This window comes from Arenimonas sp. (genome assembly GCF_041919775.1).
GTDB lineage: Bacteria > Pseudomonadota > Gammaproteobacteria > Xanthomonadales > Xanthomonadaceae > Arenimonas.
Window position 1 is genome coordinate 112,707 of record NZ_JAYRTE010000004.1, and the last position, 13,980, is coordinate 126,686.

At 69.5% G+C, this 13,980-nt stretch carries 15 protein-coding genes; 5 read left to right on the forward strand and 10 right to left on the reverse strand.

The window, feature by feature from the left end; translation table 11 throughout:
- The first annotated feature begins 38 nt into the window (after window positions 1–38).
- A complete protein-coding gene (locus ACE3TE_RS04210; RefSeq protein WP_374602475.1) occupies window positions 39–437 on the forward strand; it encodes a hypothetical protein in 399 nt (132 codons plus the stop codon).
- Here the strand turns inward: ACE3TE_RS04210 and ACE3TE_RS04215 are convergent.
- Complete coding sequence (locus tag ACE3TE_RS04215; RefSeq protein ID WP_374602477.1) at window positions 427–1,266, reverse strand: alpha/beta fold hydrolase; 840 nt, start codon at window positions 1,264–1,266, stop codon at window positions 427–429. The two genes, ACE3TE_RS04210 and ACE3TE_RS04215, sit on opposite strands and share 11 nt — an antisense overlap.
- Before the next feature lie 180 nt (window positions 1,267–1,446).
- Between ACE3TE_RS04215 and ACE3TE_RS04220 the strand changes: the two genes are divergently transcribed.
- Together ACE3TE_RS04220 and ACE3TE_RS04225 are read left to right on the forward strand one after the other, a co-directional pair.
- The gene (locus ACE3TE_RS04220) at window positions 1,447–1,953 is read left to right on the forward strand and encodes a fasciclin domain-containing protein (protein ID WP_374602478.1); all 507 of its coding nucleotides are present in this window, start codon (window positions 1,447–1,449) and stop codon (window positions 1,951–1,953) included.
- 68 nt (window positions 1,954–2,021) lie between these two features.
- Entirely contained in the window at window positions 2,022–2,510 is a 489-nt protein-coding gene (locus ACE3TE_RS04225; RefSeq protein ID WP_374602480.1) for a DUF456 domain-containing protein, read from the forward strand.
- A 3-nt stretch (window positions 2,511–2,513) separates the two neighbouring features.
- Here ACE3TE_RS04225 and ACE3TE_RS04230 read toward each other — a convergent pair whose 3' ends face one another.
- Together ACE3TE_RS04230 and ACE3TE_RS04235 are read right to left on the reverse strand one after the other, a co-directional pair.
- Entirely contained in the window at window positions 2,514–5,009 is a 2,496-nt protein-coding gene (locus ACE3TE_RS04230; RefSeq protein WP_374602482.1) for an ABC transporter permease, read from the reverse strand.
- On the reverse strand, window positions 5,006–5,704 hold the full coding sequence (locus ACE3TE_RS04235; protein WP_374602484.1) for an ABC transporter ATP-binding protein: 699 nt from the start codon (window positions 5,702–5,704) through the stop codon (window positions 5,006–5,008). The genes ACE3TE_RS04230 and ACE3TE_RS04235 overlap by 4 nt, the downstream gene beginning before the upstream one ends.
- 82 nt (window positions 5,705–5,786) lie before the next feature.
- Here ACE3TE_RS04235 and ACE3TE_RS04240 point away from each other — a divergent pair, with 82 nt between their 5' ends.
- Both ACE3TE_RS04240 and ACE3TE_RS04245 read left to right on the forward strand, forming a co-directional pair.
- The gene (locus tag ACE3TE_RS04240) at window positions 5,787–6,389 is read left to right on the forward strand and encodes an arylesterase (RefSeq protein WP_374602486.1); all 603 of its coding nucleotides are present in this window, start codon (window positions 5,787–5,789) and stop codon (window positions 6,387–6,389) included.
- A gap of 25 nt (window positions 6,390–6,414) precedes the next feature.
- Window positions 6,415–7,551, forward strand: coding sequence for a PQQ-dependent sugar dehydrogenase (locus tag ACE3TE_RS04245; RefSeq protein WP_374602488.1), 1,137 nt, complete (start codon window positions 6,415–6,417; stop codon window positions 7,549–7,551).
- 4 nt (window positions 7,552–7,555) lie between these two features.
- Here ACE3TE_RS04245 and ACE3TE_RS04250 read toward each other — a convergent pair whose 3' ends face one another.
- From ACE3TE_RS04250 to ACE3TE_RS04280, 7 genes are all read right to left on the reverse strand, one after another.
- Entirely contained in the window at window positions 7,556–8,239 is a 684-nt protein-coding gene (locus tag ACE3TE_RS04250) for an NAD-dependent dehydratase (RefSeq protein WP_374602490.1), read from the reverse strand.
- 4 nt (window positions 8,240–8,243) lie between these two features.
- On the reverse strand, window positions 8,244–8,876 hold the full coding sequence (locus ACE3TE_RS04255; RefSeq protein ID WP_374602492.1) for a glutathione S-transferase family protein: 633 nt from the start codon (window positions 8,874–8,876) through the stop codon (window positions 8,244–8,246).
- Window positions 8,877–8,985: 109 nt separating this feature from the next.
- Window positions 8,986–9,195: a cold-shock protein gene (locus ACE3TE_RS04260; RefSeq protein WP_188661981.1), complete on the reverse strand. Its 210-nt coding sequence runs from the start codon at window positions 9,193–9,195 to the stop codon at window positions 8,986–8,988.
- 263 nt (window positions 9,196–9,458) lie between these two features.
- The gene (locus ACE3TE_RS04265) at window positions 9,459–10,976 is read right to left on the reverse strand and encodes a fumarate hydratase (protein ID WP_374602494.1); all 1,518 of its coding nucleotides are present in this window, start codon (window positions 10,974–10,976) and stop codon (window positions 9,459–9,461) included.
- A 139-nt stretch (window positions 10,977–11,115) separates the two neighbouring features.
- Window positions 11,116–13,008: an ATP-binding cassette domain-containing protein gene (locus ACE3TE_RS04270; RefSeq protein ID WP_374602496.1), complete on the reverse strand. Its 1,893-nt coding sequence runs from the start codon at window positions 13,006–13,008 to the stop codon at window positions 11,116–11,118.
- Between the two features lie 37 nt (window positions 13,009–13,045).
- Window positions 13,046–13,435, reverse strand: coding sequence for a hypothetical protein (locus ACE3TE_RS04275; RefSeq protein ID WP_374602498.1), 390 nt, complete (start codon window positions 13,433–13,435; stop codon window positions 13,046–13,048).
- A 98-nt stretch (window positions 13,436–13,533) separates the two neighbouring features.
- Window positions 13,534–13,980: a CoA-binding protein gene (locus ACE3TE_RS04280; RefSeq protein WP_374602500.1), complete on the reverse strand. Its 447-nt coding sequence runs from the start codon at window positions 13,978–13,980 to the stop codon at window positions 13,534–13,536.

The following is a 13,980-nucleotide window of genomic DNA, read 5'->3' on the forward strand; positions in this document are numbered from 1 at the left end:
TATCTTCCCGGCGGTCTTTCCTTGTCCGGAGTCCGTGCATGCGTTCCCTGATCCTGGTCCTGATCGGACTGTTCGTCGGCGCCGCCTGCGCCCTGATCGCCATGAGCGCCCTGCGCCAGGGCACGGCCTACCCCAACGGCGTCATGGCAGTGATGTCGGCGCAGATGCAGGCGCTGGGAGCCAACGTGAAGCAGAACCGCTGCGCCAGCACCGACCTGCTGCCGCGCCTGCAAACCCTGCGCCACCTCGGCAACGACCTCGAACCGGCCTTCCTGCCGACCCCGGACGACGAACGTTTCGTCCAGCACGCCACCGTGCTGCGGGCGGCGCTGGATGCCGCACTGGCCACGCCGCCTGCCGATTGCGCCGCCGCCGGCGTCGCCCTGGACCGCATCCAGAACGGCTGCCAGGCCTGCCACCGCGACTTCAAGGGCTGACCGGCAGCCACTCCGCCACGGCCGCGGCAACGGCGCCTGGCTCCCGCATCCAGCGGAAGTGGTCCGCCTGCGTTCCCAGGCGGGCGGCATCGAAGCGTTCGATGCACCGGGGCCCCGGTCCCAGTTTCTCCAGCAGCTGGTGCAGCGTCGCTTCCGGCACCAGGGCGTCGTGTTCGAAGTGCACGCCCAGCATCGGGCACGACAGCCGCGCCATGGCCGCTTCCAGGTTCGTCGACTCGCCGTAGTCGGCATAACAGCCGCGCCGCACGGTGCGCGACCAGTCGCGCATCAGCCCGCCGGCTTCGCGCCCGGCGAAACCCAGGCGATCGCCGGGGTAATGCCCCACGAGATGGGTGATGACCGGCAGCGCATGGGCGAATCCGGCGATGCCCCAGCGCTTGCCGCCGCGATAGCTTCGCCAGTCGGGAACGCCGGTGGCCACCAGGGCCAGGCCGGCGCAGCGATCGGGCCGGCGTGCAGCCAGCAGGCCTGCGAACTGTCCGCCCAGGCTGTGGCCGCCGAGGCTCCAGGGCAGGTCCGTCGGCAGCGCGTCGAGTGCGGTCGGCAAATCCTGTTCAAGCAGATGAGCGTAACCCCAGTCCCGGTCCCGCGCGGCTCGCCAGTCGCTGCTGCCGGTGCCGCGCCAGTCCGGTACCGCGACGGCGACGCCGTGTCGATTGAGCGCCTGCGCGAAGCCGTCGTACTTGTTCGCCGGCACGCCGAGCGCCGGCAGGAACAGCAGGCCACCGCGCGCGTCCTGCGGACACCAGCGGCGCAGCACGAAGGCGTGGCCGTCGGGCGCCTGCAGCTTCGATTCTTCCAACGGCATCCGCCGACTCTCCGCAAAAACGCAAGCATACCCAGCCATCCCCGCCCTGCGCCCCTGCCCTCACGACGGCCACACGCGGCCGACACGCGCCCCTGACGCCGCCGCGACAGCCCCATGACGGCCCGTCGCGGAGACTGCGAGCGTGCCCAAACGGGCATCACCCCCACCCTGGAGAAGACCATGACCCTGCTTCGCAAAACCGCGCTCGCCCTGATGCTGTCCGGCCTCGTCGCCACCCCGGCGCTCGCCGGCCACCACGAAGGCAAGGAAAAGGCCGCCGGCACCATCGTCGACGTCGCCGCCGGCAATGCCGACTTCGAAACCCTGGTCGCCGCCGTCAAGGCCGCCGGCCTGGTCGAGACCCTGTCGGGCGAAGGCCCGTTCACCGTGTTCGCACCGACCGACGATGCCTTCGCCAAGCTGCCGGCTGGCACGCTTGAGTCGCTGCTCAAGCCCGAGAACAAGGACCAGCTGGTCGCGATCCTCACCTACCACGTGGTCGCCGGCAAGGTGAAGGCCGCCGACGTCGTGAAGCTTGATTCGGCCACCACCGTCAACGGCCAGGCCGCCGACATCGAAGTCAGCGGCAGCACCGTCCGCGTCGACGGTGCCACCGTCACCGCGACCGACATCAAGGCCAGCAACGGCGTCATCCACGTGATCGACACCGTCATCATCCCGGACTGATCCTTCCCCGTCCCCTGCGTTGATTCCGGACGGCCCGCCTCGGCGGGCCGTCTTGTTATGCTGCCGGCATGGACATGCAGACCACCTGGTACATCGTCGCCGGCGCCCTGATCGTCGTCGGGCTGCTGGGCACCGTGCTGCCCGTGTTGCCGGGGCTGCCGGTGATGTTCGCCGGCATGTGGCTGGCGGCCTGGGCCGACGGCTACCAGCGCATCGGCACGGGCGTGCTGGTGGTTCTCGGCGTGCTGGTCGCGCTGTCCATCGTCACCGACCTGCTGGCCAGCCTGCTGGGTGCGCGGCGTGCAGGCGCGTCGAACAAGGGACTGTGGGGCGCCGGCATCGGCGGCTTCCTGGGCATTTTCTTCGGCCTGCCCGGCCTGCTCGCCGGGCCGCTCCTGGGCGCCACCGCGGGGGAAATGGCGCACGGCCGCGCCTGGCGCGACGCGTCGCGCATCGGCGTCGGCACCTGGATCGGCCTGCTGGTCGGCGCGATCTTCAAGGTCCTGCTGGCGCTGGCAATGCTGGTGATCTTCGTCGGTGCCCTGCTGGTGAACTGACGCTCAGGCGTCGAGTTCGCGCAGCGTCACCGAGGGCGGCGCGCGCACGATGCGACGGGTCGCCCACATGCCGGCGACCAGTGCAGCCAGCGTGCCCGCCAGCGCGCCGCTTGCAGCCAGGCCCCAGTCGGTTTGCCAGGGCAGGTCGAACACTTCCTTCGCGACCACGCCGGCCAGGACCGAAGCAGCGATGGCCGCGACCACGCCCGACAGCAGGCCAATGGCCGCGAACTCCGAAGCCTGCGCCAGTCGAAGCTGCCGGCCGCTGCCGCCCAGCACGCGCATCACGCCGCCCTCGAGCAGGCGTTCGTCCTGGCTGGCGCTGACGGCTGCAAGCAGCACCAGCAACCCGGCCAGCAGCGAAAAGCCGAACACCGACTCCACCACAAGACTCACCTGCTCCACCGTGCCGCGAACCTGCTCGAGCACCGCGTCGATGTCGATCACCGACAGGTTCGGGAAGGCCGAAACCAGTTCGGCGGTGAACCGGGGCCGCCCTTCCGGCACCTTCACCGCGGTGATGTGGCTGCCGGAAAACGCCTCGAGCGAACCGGGCGAGCCGATCACGAAGAAATTGGGCCGGAAGCTTTCCCAGTCGACCTTGCGCAGGCTGGTGATCGTGCCGGCGTAGCGCGAGCCGGCGATGTCGAAGGCGACCTCGTCGCCGACCTTCCAGCCCATCGATTCGGCGAATTCTTCCTCGACCGACAGTTCCGCTTCTTCGGGCACGCCGGTCCAGAACCGTCCGGCGGTGACCTGGTTGTCGTCGCGCAGGGCAGCGGCGCTGGAGAGGTTGAATTCCCGCTCGGCCATGCGCCGGGCACGGCTGCCTTCGGGGAAACTTTCACCCGTCGCCGCCTCGCCGTTCACTTCCAGCAGGCGGGCGCGGATCATCGGGTACAGCTCGGGTTCGGACACGCCCTGCGCGGCCAGGAACTCGCGCACCGGCTGCACCTGGTCGGGCTGTACATTGACGATGAAACGATTCGGCGCATCCGCCGGCATCGCGTCGCGCCAGCGGTCGAGCAGGTCGGTGCGCACGAAGGTCAGCAACAGCAAGGCCATCAGGCCCAGGCCAAGCGCCGACACCTGCGCGATGGACGCGCCGGCACGCCGGCTGACGTTGGCCAGGCCGTAGCGCAGCGGCCCGCGCAGGCGCCCGCGCAGCCGGCGCATCAGCTGGATGAGGCCCCAGGCCAGCAGGGCCAGCACGCCCACCGTGACCAGGATGCCGAAAAGCATGTAGGTGCCAAGCGTCGCCGAGCCCGCCTTCCACCACAGCAGCGCGGCCAGGCCGGCGAGGCCGGCCAGGCCCACCACCCAGGCCGCGGGTTCGGTGGGATCGAGGTCGCGGCGAAGCACGCGCAGGGCCGGTACGCGGCGCAGCGCCAGCACCGGCGGCACCGCGAACGCCAGCAGCACGGTCAGGCCGACGCCCAGTCCTTCCAGCGCCGGCGCCAGGCCGGCCGGCGGAAGCTCCAGCCTGAGCGCACTGGCCAGCCAGCCGGCGACGCCCCATTGCAGGCCGAAGGCCAGCGCCACGCCCAGCAGGCTGCCCAGCAGGCCCAGCAGCAGCAATTCGCCGACGTGGATGCCGACCAGCGTGGCCTGGCTGGCGCCGAGGCAGCGCATTACCGCGGCGCCCTGCAGGTGGCGTGCGCTGTGCCGACGGGCCGCCATCGCGACCGCGACGGCGGCGAGCACCACCGACACCAGGGCCGCCAGGCCCAGGAAGCGATCGGCGCGATCAAGCGCGCGGCGGATTTCCGGGCGCGCCTCGGCGGCCGTTTCCAGGCGCTGGCCGCGGCCGAGGCTTTCCGCCGCGGCAGTGGTGAAGCGGGCCACCGCGTTCGCGTCGCCCGCAACGACGAGGCGATAGGAAATGCGGCTGCCGGGCTGCTCCAGGCCGGTCGCCGGCAGGTCGGCGAGGTTCAGGAATACCCGCGGGGCGGTGTTGAAATAATCGAGCGCGGCGTCGGGTTCCTGCACGACCAGCGCGGCCAGGCGAAGCTGGCTGTTGCCAATGCCCACCTCGTCGCCGATCGACGCGTCCAGCGCGTCGGCGCCGGCCCGGCTCATCCAGATCGTGCCGGGCGCGGGAATGCTGCCGGCGACGGTTTCCGGACCGCCCGCGCGCTCACGCACGATGAACTCGCCGCGCAGCGGGAAACCTTCGGCCATCGCCTTGATGTCGCCCAGGCGCAGCGACTCACCCACGCGCACCATGCTCGGAAAGGAGCGGGTCTCGGTGCTGGAAAGCCCCGGCCCGGCGGCAAGCCCGCGCAGCGGTTCTTCGATCGGCGAATCGGCGCGGACCACCACGTCGCCGCCCAGCAGGCGGTTGGCTTCCTGCGCGAGGGCGCGCTCGGCGCGGTCGGTGATGAAACCCACCGCGCACACGGCGGTCACCGCCAGCACCAGCGCGGCCAGCAGGATGCGGACGTCGCCCGAGGCCAGGTCGCGGCGGAGCTGGCGCAGGGCCAGTCCCGGCGAGATCATGCCGCCACCAGCCGGCCCGACTCGAGCCGCAGCTGGCGGCCGCAGCGCGCGGCCAGCGCCTCGTCGTGGGTCACCAGCACCAGGGTGGTGCCGGATTCGCGGTTCATCCGGAACAGCAGTTCGATGATGGCCTGGCCGGTGCGGGTATCGAGGTTGCCCGTGGGTTCGTCGGCGAACAGCACCGCGGGGCGGGTGACGAAAGCGCGGGCCAGCGCGACACGCTGCTGTTCACCGCCCGAAAGCTGGCGCGGGTAATGGCCCAGGCGCTCGGCCAGGCCCACCTGCCCCAGCATCGCCCGCGCCGGGCCTTCGGCATCGGCGTCGCCGCGCAGTTCCAGCGGCAGCATCACGTTCTCCAGCGCGGTCAGCGACGGCAGCAGCTGGAAACTCTGGAAAACGAAGCCGACCTTTTCGCCGCGGATCTTCGCCCGCCCGTCCTCGTCCAGGCCCGATAGCGCGCTGCCGTCGAGCCGGACTTCGCCGGCGCTGGGCACGTCCAGACCCGCCATCAGCGACAACAGCGTGCTCTTTCCTGAACCGGAGGCCCCGACAATCGCGACCGCTTCACCCTGTTGAATGGTAAAACCGACCCCATCCAGGATGGTCAGGTCCCCGGAGGGCAGAGGCACCCGCTTGCCGAGGTTTTCCACCTGCAGCGAGGTTCGGGTGACGGGCGTTCCGGGACTATCGGCCATGGTTTACTCGTGAGGAATGAATGTGATGAAGCGTGTCGGGTCAGTATATGGAGCTTGCACCAGCGGGGTTCAACGCGGAGTCATGGTCGCGCTGCTGGCGCTGCTGTGGCTGGCGTCCCTGCCGGCGCTTGCCGCCGAGCGCACGGTGCTGGTGATGGGTGATTCGCTTTCGGCCGCCTACGGCCTGGCACCCGAACAGGGCTGGGTGGCGCTGCTGGCCGATCGCCTGCGCCGCGAAAGCCCCGGCTGGAAGGTCGCCAACGCCAGCATCAGCGGCGAAACCACCGCCGGCGGCGCCAGCCGCATCGCCGGCGAACTCCAGCGCCACCAGCCTGACGTGGTGGTGATCGAACTGGGTGCCAACGACGGCCTGCGCGGCCTCGACCTTGCCCAGACCCGCGCCAACCTCGAACGCATGGTCACCGCCGCCAAGGACGCCGGGGCGAAGGTGCTGCTGCTGGGCATGCGCATCCCGCCCAACTACGGCCCCGACTACACGCGGGGCTTCGAACGCAACTACACCACGCTGGCCGAAGAGCACGACGTCGCGCTGCTGCCCTTCCTGCTCGAGCCGATCGCGATGGACCGGGATGCCTTCCAGCCCGACAACCTGCACCCGGTCGCCGATGCCCAGCCCAGGCTGCGCGACCACGTCTGGCCGGCGCTCGCGCCGCTGCTCGATTGAATCCAACTTTCCAAGGAGCCCGTGCATGAAGACGCCCCTCGCCCTCGCCCTGATGCTGTCGGTCGGCGCCTGCGCCGCCAGCGACAGCGACAGCACCTCCCGCAGCTTCGCCAGCGAACACGGCCCGGTTGAAGTCAGCACCGTCGCGACGGGGCTGGAACACCCCTGGGGCCTGGCCTTCCTGCCCGACGGCCGCATGCTGGTGACCGAACGCCCGGGCCGCCTGCGCATCGTGGACGCCGGGGGAAACCTGTCCGAACCCCTGGCCGGCCTGCCCGAAGTCTGGGCACGCGGCCAGGGCGGCCTGCTCGACGTCGCCGTCGACCCGGACTTCGCCAGCACGCCCTGGGTGTACTTCAGCTTCTCCGAACCGGGCGAAGGCGGCGCGGGCACCTCGGTCGGCCGCGGCAAGCTGGCCGGCAACGCGCTTGAGGACGTGGAGATCATCTTCCGCCAGGCGCCCAAGCTCGACGCCGGCCAGCACTTCGGTTCGCGGCTGGTCTTCGATCGCGAGGGCCGGCTTTACGTGACCAGCGGCGACCGCGGCAACTGGGACAACCCGCAGCTGCTGGACAAGGGCCAGGGCAAGATCTTCCGCATCAACAAGGACGGCTCGATCCCCGCCGACAATCCCTACGTCGGCCGCGACGACGCCAATCCGGCGATCTGGTCCTACGGCCACCGCAACGTGCAGGGCGCGGCCCTGCATCCGGGCACCGGCAAACTCTGGCAGACCGAACACGGCGCCCGGGGCGGCGACGAGCTCAACATCCCCGAGCCCGGCAAGAACTACGGCTGGCCGGTGATCACCCTGGGCGTGAACTACAGCGGCGCCCCCATCGGTTCCGGCACGCAGGAAATGGAAGGCATGGAACAGCCCATCCACCACTGGACGCCCTCGATCGCGCCCAGCGGCCTGGCCTTCTACACGGCCGAGCGTTTCCCCGCCTGGCAGGGCGACCTGTTCGTCGGTGCCCTCGCCTTCCAGCGCGTGGTGCGCCTGGAGCTTGAGGGCGACAAGGTGGTCACCGAGGAACCGCTGCTGGTGGACCTGGGCGAACGCATCCGCGACGTGCGCCAGGGCCCGGACGGCTACCTGTACCTGCTGACCGACGACGCCAAGGGCGAGATCCTGCGGATTGGCCTGGGCAGCAAGGACTGAAAGCTCAGTCGCGCCCCGCAGCGGCCATAAGGGCGGCGTATTCGTGCACATGGCGGCCTTCGCCGCCGCGGCCGCACAGGTTGACCAGCGCCGCCGCGACGTCCGCGGCGGCGATCGCCCGATAGCGGCGCAAGGGGCCGCGTGCAAGCAGGTTGGCCAGGGGCGCGATCTTCTGCCCCAGCGCCTCGGCGGCACGCCGATCCTCGCGCTCGCCCAGCAGCAGGCCCGGACGCAGGTAGTCAACGCGCTCGAAACCCAGGGACGACAGGCCACGCTCCGCCTCGCCCTTCACGCGTAGGTAAAAGTTGCCGGACTGGGCGCTGGCACCGACCGATGAGACCAGCAGGGCCTGGCGGGCGCCGAGCCGCTGCGCCACGCCGGCCAGCGCGAGTACCAGGTCGCGGTCTACTTCCAGGAAGGCTTCCCGCGACCCGGCCTTGCTTATCGTGGTGCCCAGGCAGCAGGCATAGGCAAGCAATCGCGCACCCTGGCTTTCGAGCGCGTCCTGGATACCCGCTTCGTCCCACCCGCCGGGCAGGGCCAGCAGGCGCGGATGCGTCAGCGCCAGCGGCCGGCGTACCGGCGCCACCACCAGCGGGCCATCGGCCTTCGCCAGCCAGCGCTGCAGGGCCAGTCCGCCGACCAGTCCCGTGGCGCCGGCCAGGAGCACCGCCGGGCGGGTGATCACGGGCTTACGCCCACTCTTCAAGGCCTTCGCGTTCGTAGAGCAGCCGGAAACCCGGGCGCGCCTTCATGCGCTGCGCGAGCGCACCCAGCTGCGGCCAGTCGGTAGCGGGTCGCGGCAGGTTGCGCGACCAGCGCATCAGCATCGTGAGCAGGAAATCCGCCGCGCTCACCGACGGTCCGAGCAGGTAGGGACCGCGCCGGACCAAGTGTGCCTCCACCTGGTCCCAGGCCGCTTCGATGCTTTCGGCGGCGCGGGTCCGCACGGCCGCGGCATTGTCGGGGCCCGCCGCTTCTTCCGGATAGAACCAGTCGCGGAAGGCCGGCTGCAGCGTATTGGCGAGGAACACGATCCACTGGTAATAACGCGCCCGCTCCACGGTGCCCGGCGCCGGCGCCAGGCCGAAGTTGGGATGGGCGTCGGCAAGGTGCAACACCATCGCCGCGGCTTCGGTCATCGGTTCGCCGTGGATCAGCAGGGTCGGCACCAGGCCGGCGGGATTGAGGGCGAGGTATTCGGGACGCTTGTGTTCGCGGGCCGCGAGATCGAGCCGGCGCAGTTCGTGGCGGGCGCCGATTTCGATCAGCAGCCAGTGCACGGCGAGGCTGGCGGCGCCGGGGGCGTAGTACAGCGTGTACATGCATGCATCCCATCGAAAGTCCCGGGCAAGCATACGATGGCCGGGCAGGCAAAAGAAAAGCCCCGGGTGTCGCCACCCGGGGCTTCGCCAAAGTCCGTGGGGACTTCGATTACATCGGCTGCACTTCGTCAGCCTGCATGCCCTTCTGGCCCTTGACGAGCTTGAAGGAGACCTGCTGGCCTTCCTGCAGCGACTTGAAGCCGGTGCCCTGGATGGAACGGAAATGGACGAACACGTCCTCGCCGTTCTCGCGGCTGATGAAGCCGAAGCCCTTGGCATCGTTGAACCACTTTACGGTACCGATCTGACGATCCGACATTGCTAACTCCTTGGAACAATTAAATGGATATCGCTGACGGGGACATCCCGCCGCGCGACTGGGGTTGCAAGGAGAAGCGAGGTGAAAAGATGTAGCGGATCTTTGGATCTACCGCATCAGGCCACGATTCACAGTGACCCTTCGCAAACACAGTCCGGCGCACCCTACACCGTTCCGGCGAGGAATGCCAATGATTTCGGTGCCTCGGGGCAATACCGGGCCGGTCCGCGCACCTGCGGTTCAGTTTGGCCGGCCCGGCGGGCTCATTCGACGGTGACCGGGATCTTGCCGATCCGCGCCTGCCATTCCCGCGGTCCGGTGCGGTGCACGGACTCGCCCTGGGCGTCCACGGCCACGGTGACCGGCATGTCCCTGACCTCGAATTCGTAGATCGCCTCCATGCCCAGGTCGGCAAAGCCCACCACCCGGGCCGCCTTGATCGCCTTGGACACCAGGTAGGCGGCCCCGCCCACCGCCATCAGGTAGGCCGACCGGTGCTTGCGGATGGCCTCGATCGCGGCCGGACCGCGCTCGGCCTTGCCGACCATGCCCATCAGGCCGGTCTGCGCCAGCACCTGCTCGGTGAACTTGTCCATGCGGGTGGCGGTGGTCGGGCCGGCCGGGCCCACCACTTCGTCGCGCACCGGATCGACCGGGCCGACGTAGTAGATGAAACGACCCTTGAGGTCGACCGGCAGCGGCTCGCCCTTGTTGAGCATGTCCACCATGCGCTTGTGCGCGGCGTCGCGACCGGTGAGCAGCTTGCCGTTGAGCAGCAGCACCTCGCCGGGTTTCCAGCTGGCGACTTCCTCGCGGGTGACCGTGTCCAGGTCGACGCGGCGGCCCTTGGAGGCGTCGTAGGTCAGCTTCGGCCAGTCTTCCAGCGAAGGCGGGTCGAGCTGCACCGCGCCGCTGCCGTCCAGGGTGAAGTGGGCGTGGCGGGTGGCGGCGCAGTTGGGGATCATCGCCACCGGCAGGTTGGCGGCGTGGGTCGGGCAATCCCTGACCTTGATGTCGAGCACCGTGGTCAGGCCGCCCAGGCCCTGGGCGCCGATGCCCAGCGCGTTGACCTTCTCGTACAGCTCCAGGCGCAGCTCCTCGGCGCGGTTGGACGGGCCGCGGGCCTGCAGGTCGGTGATGTCGATCGGCTCCATCAGCGATTCCTTGGCCATCAGCATTGCCTTCTCGGCGGTGCCGCCGATGCCGATGCCGAGCATGCCCGGCGGGCACCAGCCGGCGCCCATGGTCGGCACGGTTTTCAGCACCCAGTCCACGACCGAGTCGGACGGGTTGAGCATGGCGAACTTGGACTTGGCCTCGCTGCCGCCGCCCTTGGCCGCGACGATGACGTCCACGGTGTCGCCGGGCACGACCTTCATGTTCACGACGGCCGGGGTGTTGTCCTTCGTGTTCGTGCGCTTGCCGGCCGGATCGGCCAGCACGCTGGCGCGCAGCTTGTTGTCGGGATGGTTGTAGGCCCGGCGCACGCCCTCATTGACCATGTCCTCGATGCCCATCGTGGCGTCGGGCCACTGCACCTGCATGCCGATCTCCAGGAAGACCGTGACGATGCCGGTGTCCTGGCAGATCGGCCGGTGGCCTTCGGCGCACAGGCGCGAATTGATCAGGATCTGGGCGATCGCGTCCTTGGCGGCTGGCGATTCTTCGCGCTCGTAGGCGGCGGCCAGGTTCCGGATGTAGTCGACCGGGTGGTAGTAGGAGATGTACTGCAGCGCGTCGGCGACGGACTGGATGAAGTCTTCCTGCTTGATCTGGCTCACGGCGGGCGGTTGGCTGGCGGGGAAGCCGCCATTTTAGCCGCCCTGCCCCGGTAGGAGCGCCTTCAGGCGCGAATCTTTTGACTTTGCCCTTGGCAAAGAAGGGATTCGCGCCCGAAGGCGCTCCTACCACACCCCGGGGCTATTCCAGCGCCTGCCAGCGGGCGTAGGCCTGCTCGAGCTCGGCCTGCAGGGCGGCCAGGCGGGCGTTGGTGGCGGTGACTTCGTCGGCGGGCTGGCGGTAGAAGCCCGGGTCCTGGATGCGCGCGGTCAGCGCGGCGATCTCGGCGTCCAGGTTTTCGATGCGGCCCGGCAGTTCGTCGAGCTCGCGCTGTTCCTTGAACGACAGCTTGCGCTTGGCGGGCGCGGCGGGTGCCGGTGCCGGCTTCGGTACGGGCGCAACCTGCGGGGTCAGCTTGGGCGAGGCCTGGGCCGCGGCGGCGCCGACGCGGTCGGCGATCGGGCGCTGGCGCAGCCAATCCGAATAACCGCCCACGTATTCACCCACGCGTCCCCTGCCCTCCATCACCAGCGAACTGGTCACGACGTTGTCGATGAAGGCACGGTCGTGCGAGACCAGGATCAGCGTGCCCGGGTAGTCGGCCAGCAGTTCCTCCAGCAGTTCCAGCGTTTCCACGTCCAGGTCGTTGGTCGGTTCGTCCATCACCAGCAGGTTGGAGGGCTTGGCGAACAGTTTGGCCAGCAGCAGCCGGTTGCGCTCGCCGCCGGAGAGTTTGGTGATCGGCGCCAGGGCCCGGTCGGGGCTGAACAGGAAGTCCTGCAGGTAGCCCATCACGTGCTTGCGGGCGCCGTTGATCTCGATGAACTCGCGGCCTTCGGAAACGTTGTCCAGCGCGTTCCAGTCCTCGCGCAGGGCGCCGCGCAGCTGGTCGAAGAAGGCGATCTCGAGGTTGGTGCCGATGCGGATCTCGCCGGCATCGGGCTGCAGCTGCCCCAGCAGCAGCTTGAGCAGCGTGGTCTTGCCCGAGCCGTTGGGCCCGATCAGGCCGACCTTGTCGCCGCGCTGGATGACGGTGCTGAAATCCCGCACCAGCACCCGGTCGCCGAAGGCGAAATCGACGTGCTTGGCCTCGAACACGCGCTTGCCGGATTTCTCGGCGCCCGCGGCGGCCAGCTTGACGTTGCCCTGCTGCTCGCGTCGCTCGGCGCGCTCGCGGCGCATGGCCTTGAGCGCGGTGACGCGGCCTTCGTTGCGGGTGCGCCGGGCCTTGATGCCCTGGCGGATCCAGACTTCTTCCTGGGCCAGCTTCTTGTCGAACAGCGCGTTGGCCTGGGCCTCGGCGTGCAGGCGTTCCTCGCGGCGGCGCAGGAAGTTGTCGTAGTCGCCCGGCCAGCTGCTCACCTGCCCCCGGTCGATCTCGATGATGCGCGTGGCGAGGTTGCGCAAGAACTGGCGGTCATGGGTGACGAAGACCACCGAGCCACCGAAGTTCTTCAGGAACTCCTCTAGCCAGGCGATCGATTCAATGTCCAGGTGGTTGGTCGGCTCGTCGAGCAGCAGCAGGTCGGGCGCGGCCACCAGGGCCTGGGCCAGCAGGACGCGGCGCTTCATGCCGCCCGACAGCGCGGAAAAATCGGCGTCTTCGGGCAGGTCAAGCTTGCTGATCACCTGCTCGACGCGCTGTTCGATCTGCCAGCCGTTGCCGGCGTCGATGCGGGCCTGCACATTGCCCAGCTCGTCCATGTCGATGTCGGCGCCGTCGTGCAGCATGTGGTGGTAACGCGCCAGGTCGGCGCCCACCTCGCCCAGGCCCAGCGCGACCACGTCGAAGACGCTGCCGGCCAGGCCCTGCGGCACTTCCTGGGCCAGGCCGGCGACCCGGCCCTCGCGGCGCAGCACGCCGTCGTCGGGCACGATCTCGCCCGCCAGCAGGCGCAGCAGGGTGGATTTGCCGGCGCCGTTGCGGCCGACGATGCAGACGCGCTCGTTGGGCTCGATCGCCAGGTCGACGGATTCAAGCAGCAGCGGGCCACCGACGCCGTAATCGACGCCTTGCAGGGTTATCAGGGACATGGGGCGATTCTACCGCGCCGGCGGGCGGCGCGGCGGTTCAGGCGGCGCCGTGGCGCAGCCAGCGTTCGGCCACCGAGGCCGAGCCGAAGACCCGGCCCATCGCACCGCGCTCCAGCGCCAGGATCTCACCGTGTTCCATATGCGCCAGCAGTTCGATGCGGCCAACGACGAAGGCGACCTGCAGCTTGTCCAGGCCCAGTTCAAACAGGAAGTCGAGGATCCTGGCCAGGTCGCGCTCGCCTTCGAAGTCGCCCAGGTTCTCGACGACCATCAGCTTGCGGGTCTTGCGGCGTTCGCACTCGGCGGCAATCGCCTGCCAGTAGGCCCTGGAGATATCCAGGCTGTCGCGGGGGCCGCTGACCGCGGCATGGAGGTAGTCGGCACGGTCTTCGAAGACGAGCCTTATGTCGGGGGGGAGTGGATTCACGGGAGATGGGGCGTCGGGGGGACGCGTAGTCTAGCGTTTCGCCGGTGCCGGTGCCCGTGCCCGCGCCTTACCGGCCAACGGACAAGGCCAAGCTGCGATTAGCCGGCCGCCAGCAGGCGGCGGTGTTCGACCAGGATGCAGCGGTCCTGCACCACGTCGATGCCCTGTGCGACCAGCGCCGCGGCGAAGGCGTCGTCGCGGATGCCCAGCTGCAGCCAGACGGCCGACGGCCGCTTGGCCAGGATGTCGTCCAGGTGCGGGGCGAGGTCCTTCGGGCGCCGGAAGACGTTCACCAGGTCGACGTTGCCCGGGATGTCCTGCAGCCGCCGGAAAACCGGCTGGCCGAGGATCCGTTCGACTTCAGGGTAATAAACCGGCACCGGCACGATGTCGTAGCCGGCGCGCTCCATGTAGCGCGGCACGTCGATGGCCGGCTGGCCGCGCTGGGCTTCGGTCTTGATGCCGAGCACGGCGATGCGCCGCACCCGGCCAAGCAGTGCCCGCAGGCCGTCGTCGTCGTTGATCAGTCGGCCGGGGCTCGCCAT

Bases quoted from the DNA above. Each gene is read 5' to 3' on its own strand.
- ACE3TE_RS04225 (WP_374602480.1), top strand. From the start codon at position 2,022: ATGGACATGCAGACCACCTGGTACATCGTCGCCGGCGCCCTGATCGTC.
- ACE3TE_RS04270 (WP_374602496.1), bottom strand. From the start codon at position 13,008: ATGTCCCTGATAACCCTGCAAGGCGTCGATTACGGCGTCGGTGGCCCG.
- ACE3TE_RS04240 (WP_374602486.1), top strand. From the start codon at position 5,787: ATGGTCGCGCTGCTGGCGCTGCTGTGGCTGGCGTCCCTGCCGGCGCTT.
- ACE3TE_RS04280 (WP_374602500.1), bottom strand. From the start codon at position 13,980: ATGGCGAGCCCCGGCCGACTGATCAACGACGACGACGGCCTGCGGGCA.
- ACE3TE_RS04245 (WP_374602488.1), top strand. From the start codon at position 6,415: ATGAAGACGCCCCTCGCCCTCGCCCTGATGCTGTCGGTCGGCGCCTGC.
- ACE3TE_RS04235 (WP_374602484.1), bottom strand. From the start codon at position 5,704: ATGGCCGATAGTCCCGGAACGCCCGTCACCCGAACCTCGCTGCAGGTG.
- ACE3TE_RS04215 (WP_374602477.1), bottom strand. From the start codon at position 1,266: ATGCCGTTGGAAGAATCGAAGCTGCAGGCGCCCGACGGCCACGCCTTC.
- ACE3TE_RS04260 (WP_188661981.1), bottom strand. From the start codon at position 9,195: ATGTCGGATCGTCAGATCGGTACCGTAAAGTGGTTCAACGATGCCAAG.
- ACE3TE_RS04230 (WP_374602482.1), bottom strand. From the start codon at position 5,009: ATGATCTCGCCGGGACTGGCCCTGCGCCAGCTCCGCCGCGACCTGGCC.
- ACE3TE_RS04210 (WP_374602475.1), top strand. From the start codon at position 39: ATGCGTTCCCTGATCCTGGTCCTGATCGGACTGTTCGTCGGCGCCGCC.
- ACE3TE_RS04255 (WP_374602492.1), bottom strand. From the start codon at position 8,876: ATGTACACGCTGTACTACGCCCCCGGCGCCGCCAGCCTCGCCGTGCAC.
- ACE3TE_RS04220 (WP_374602478.1), top strand. From the start codon at position 1,447: ATGACCCTGCTTCGCAAAACCGCGCTCGCCCTGATGCTGTCCGGCCTC.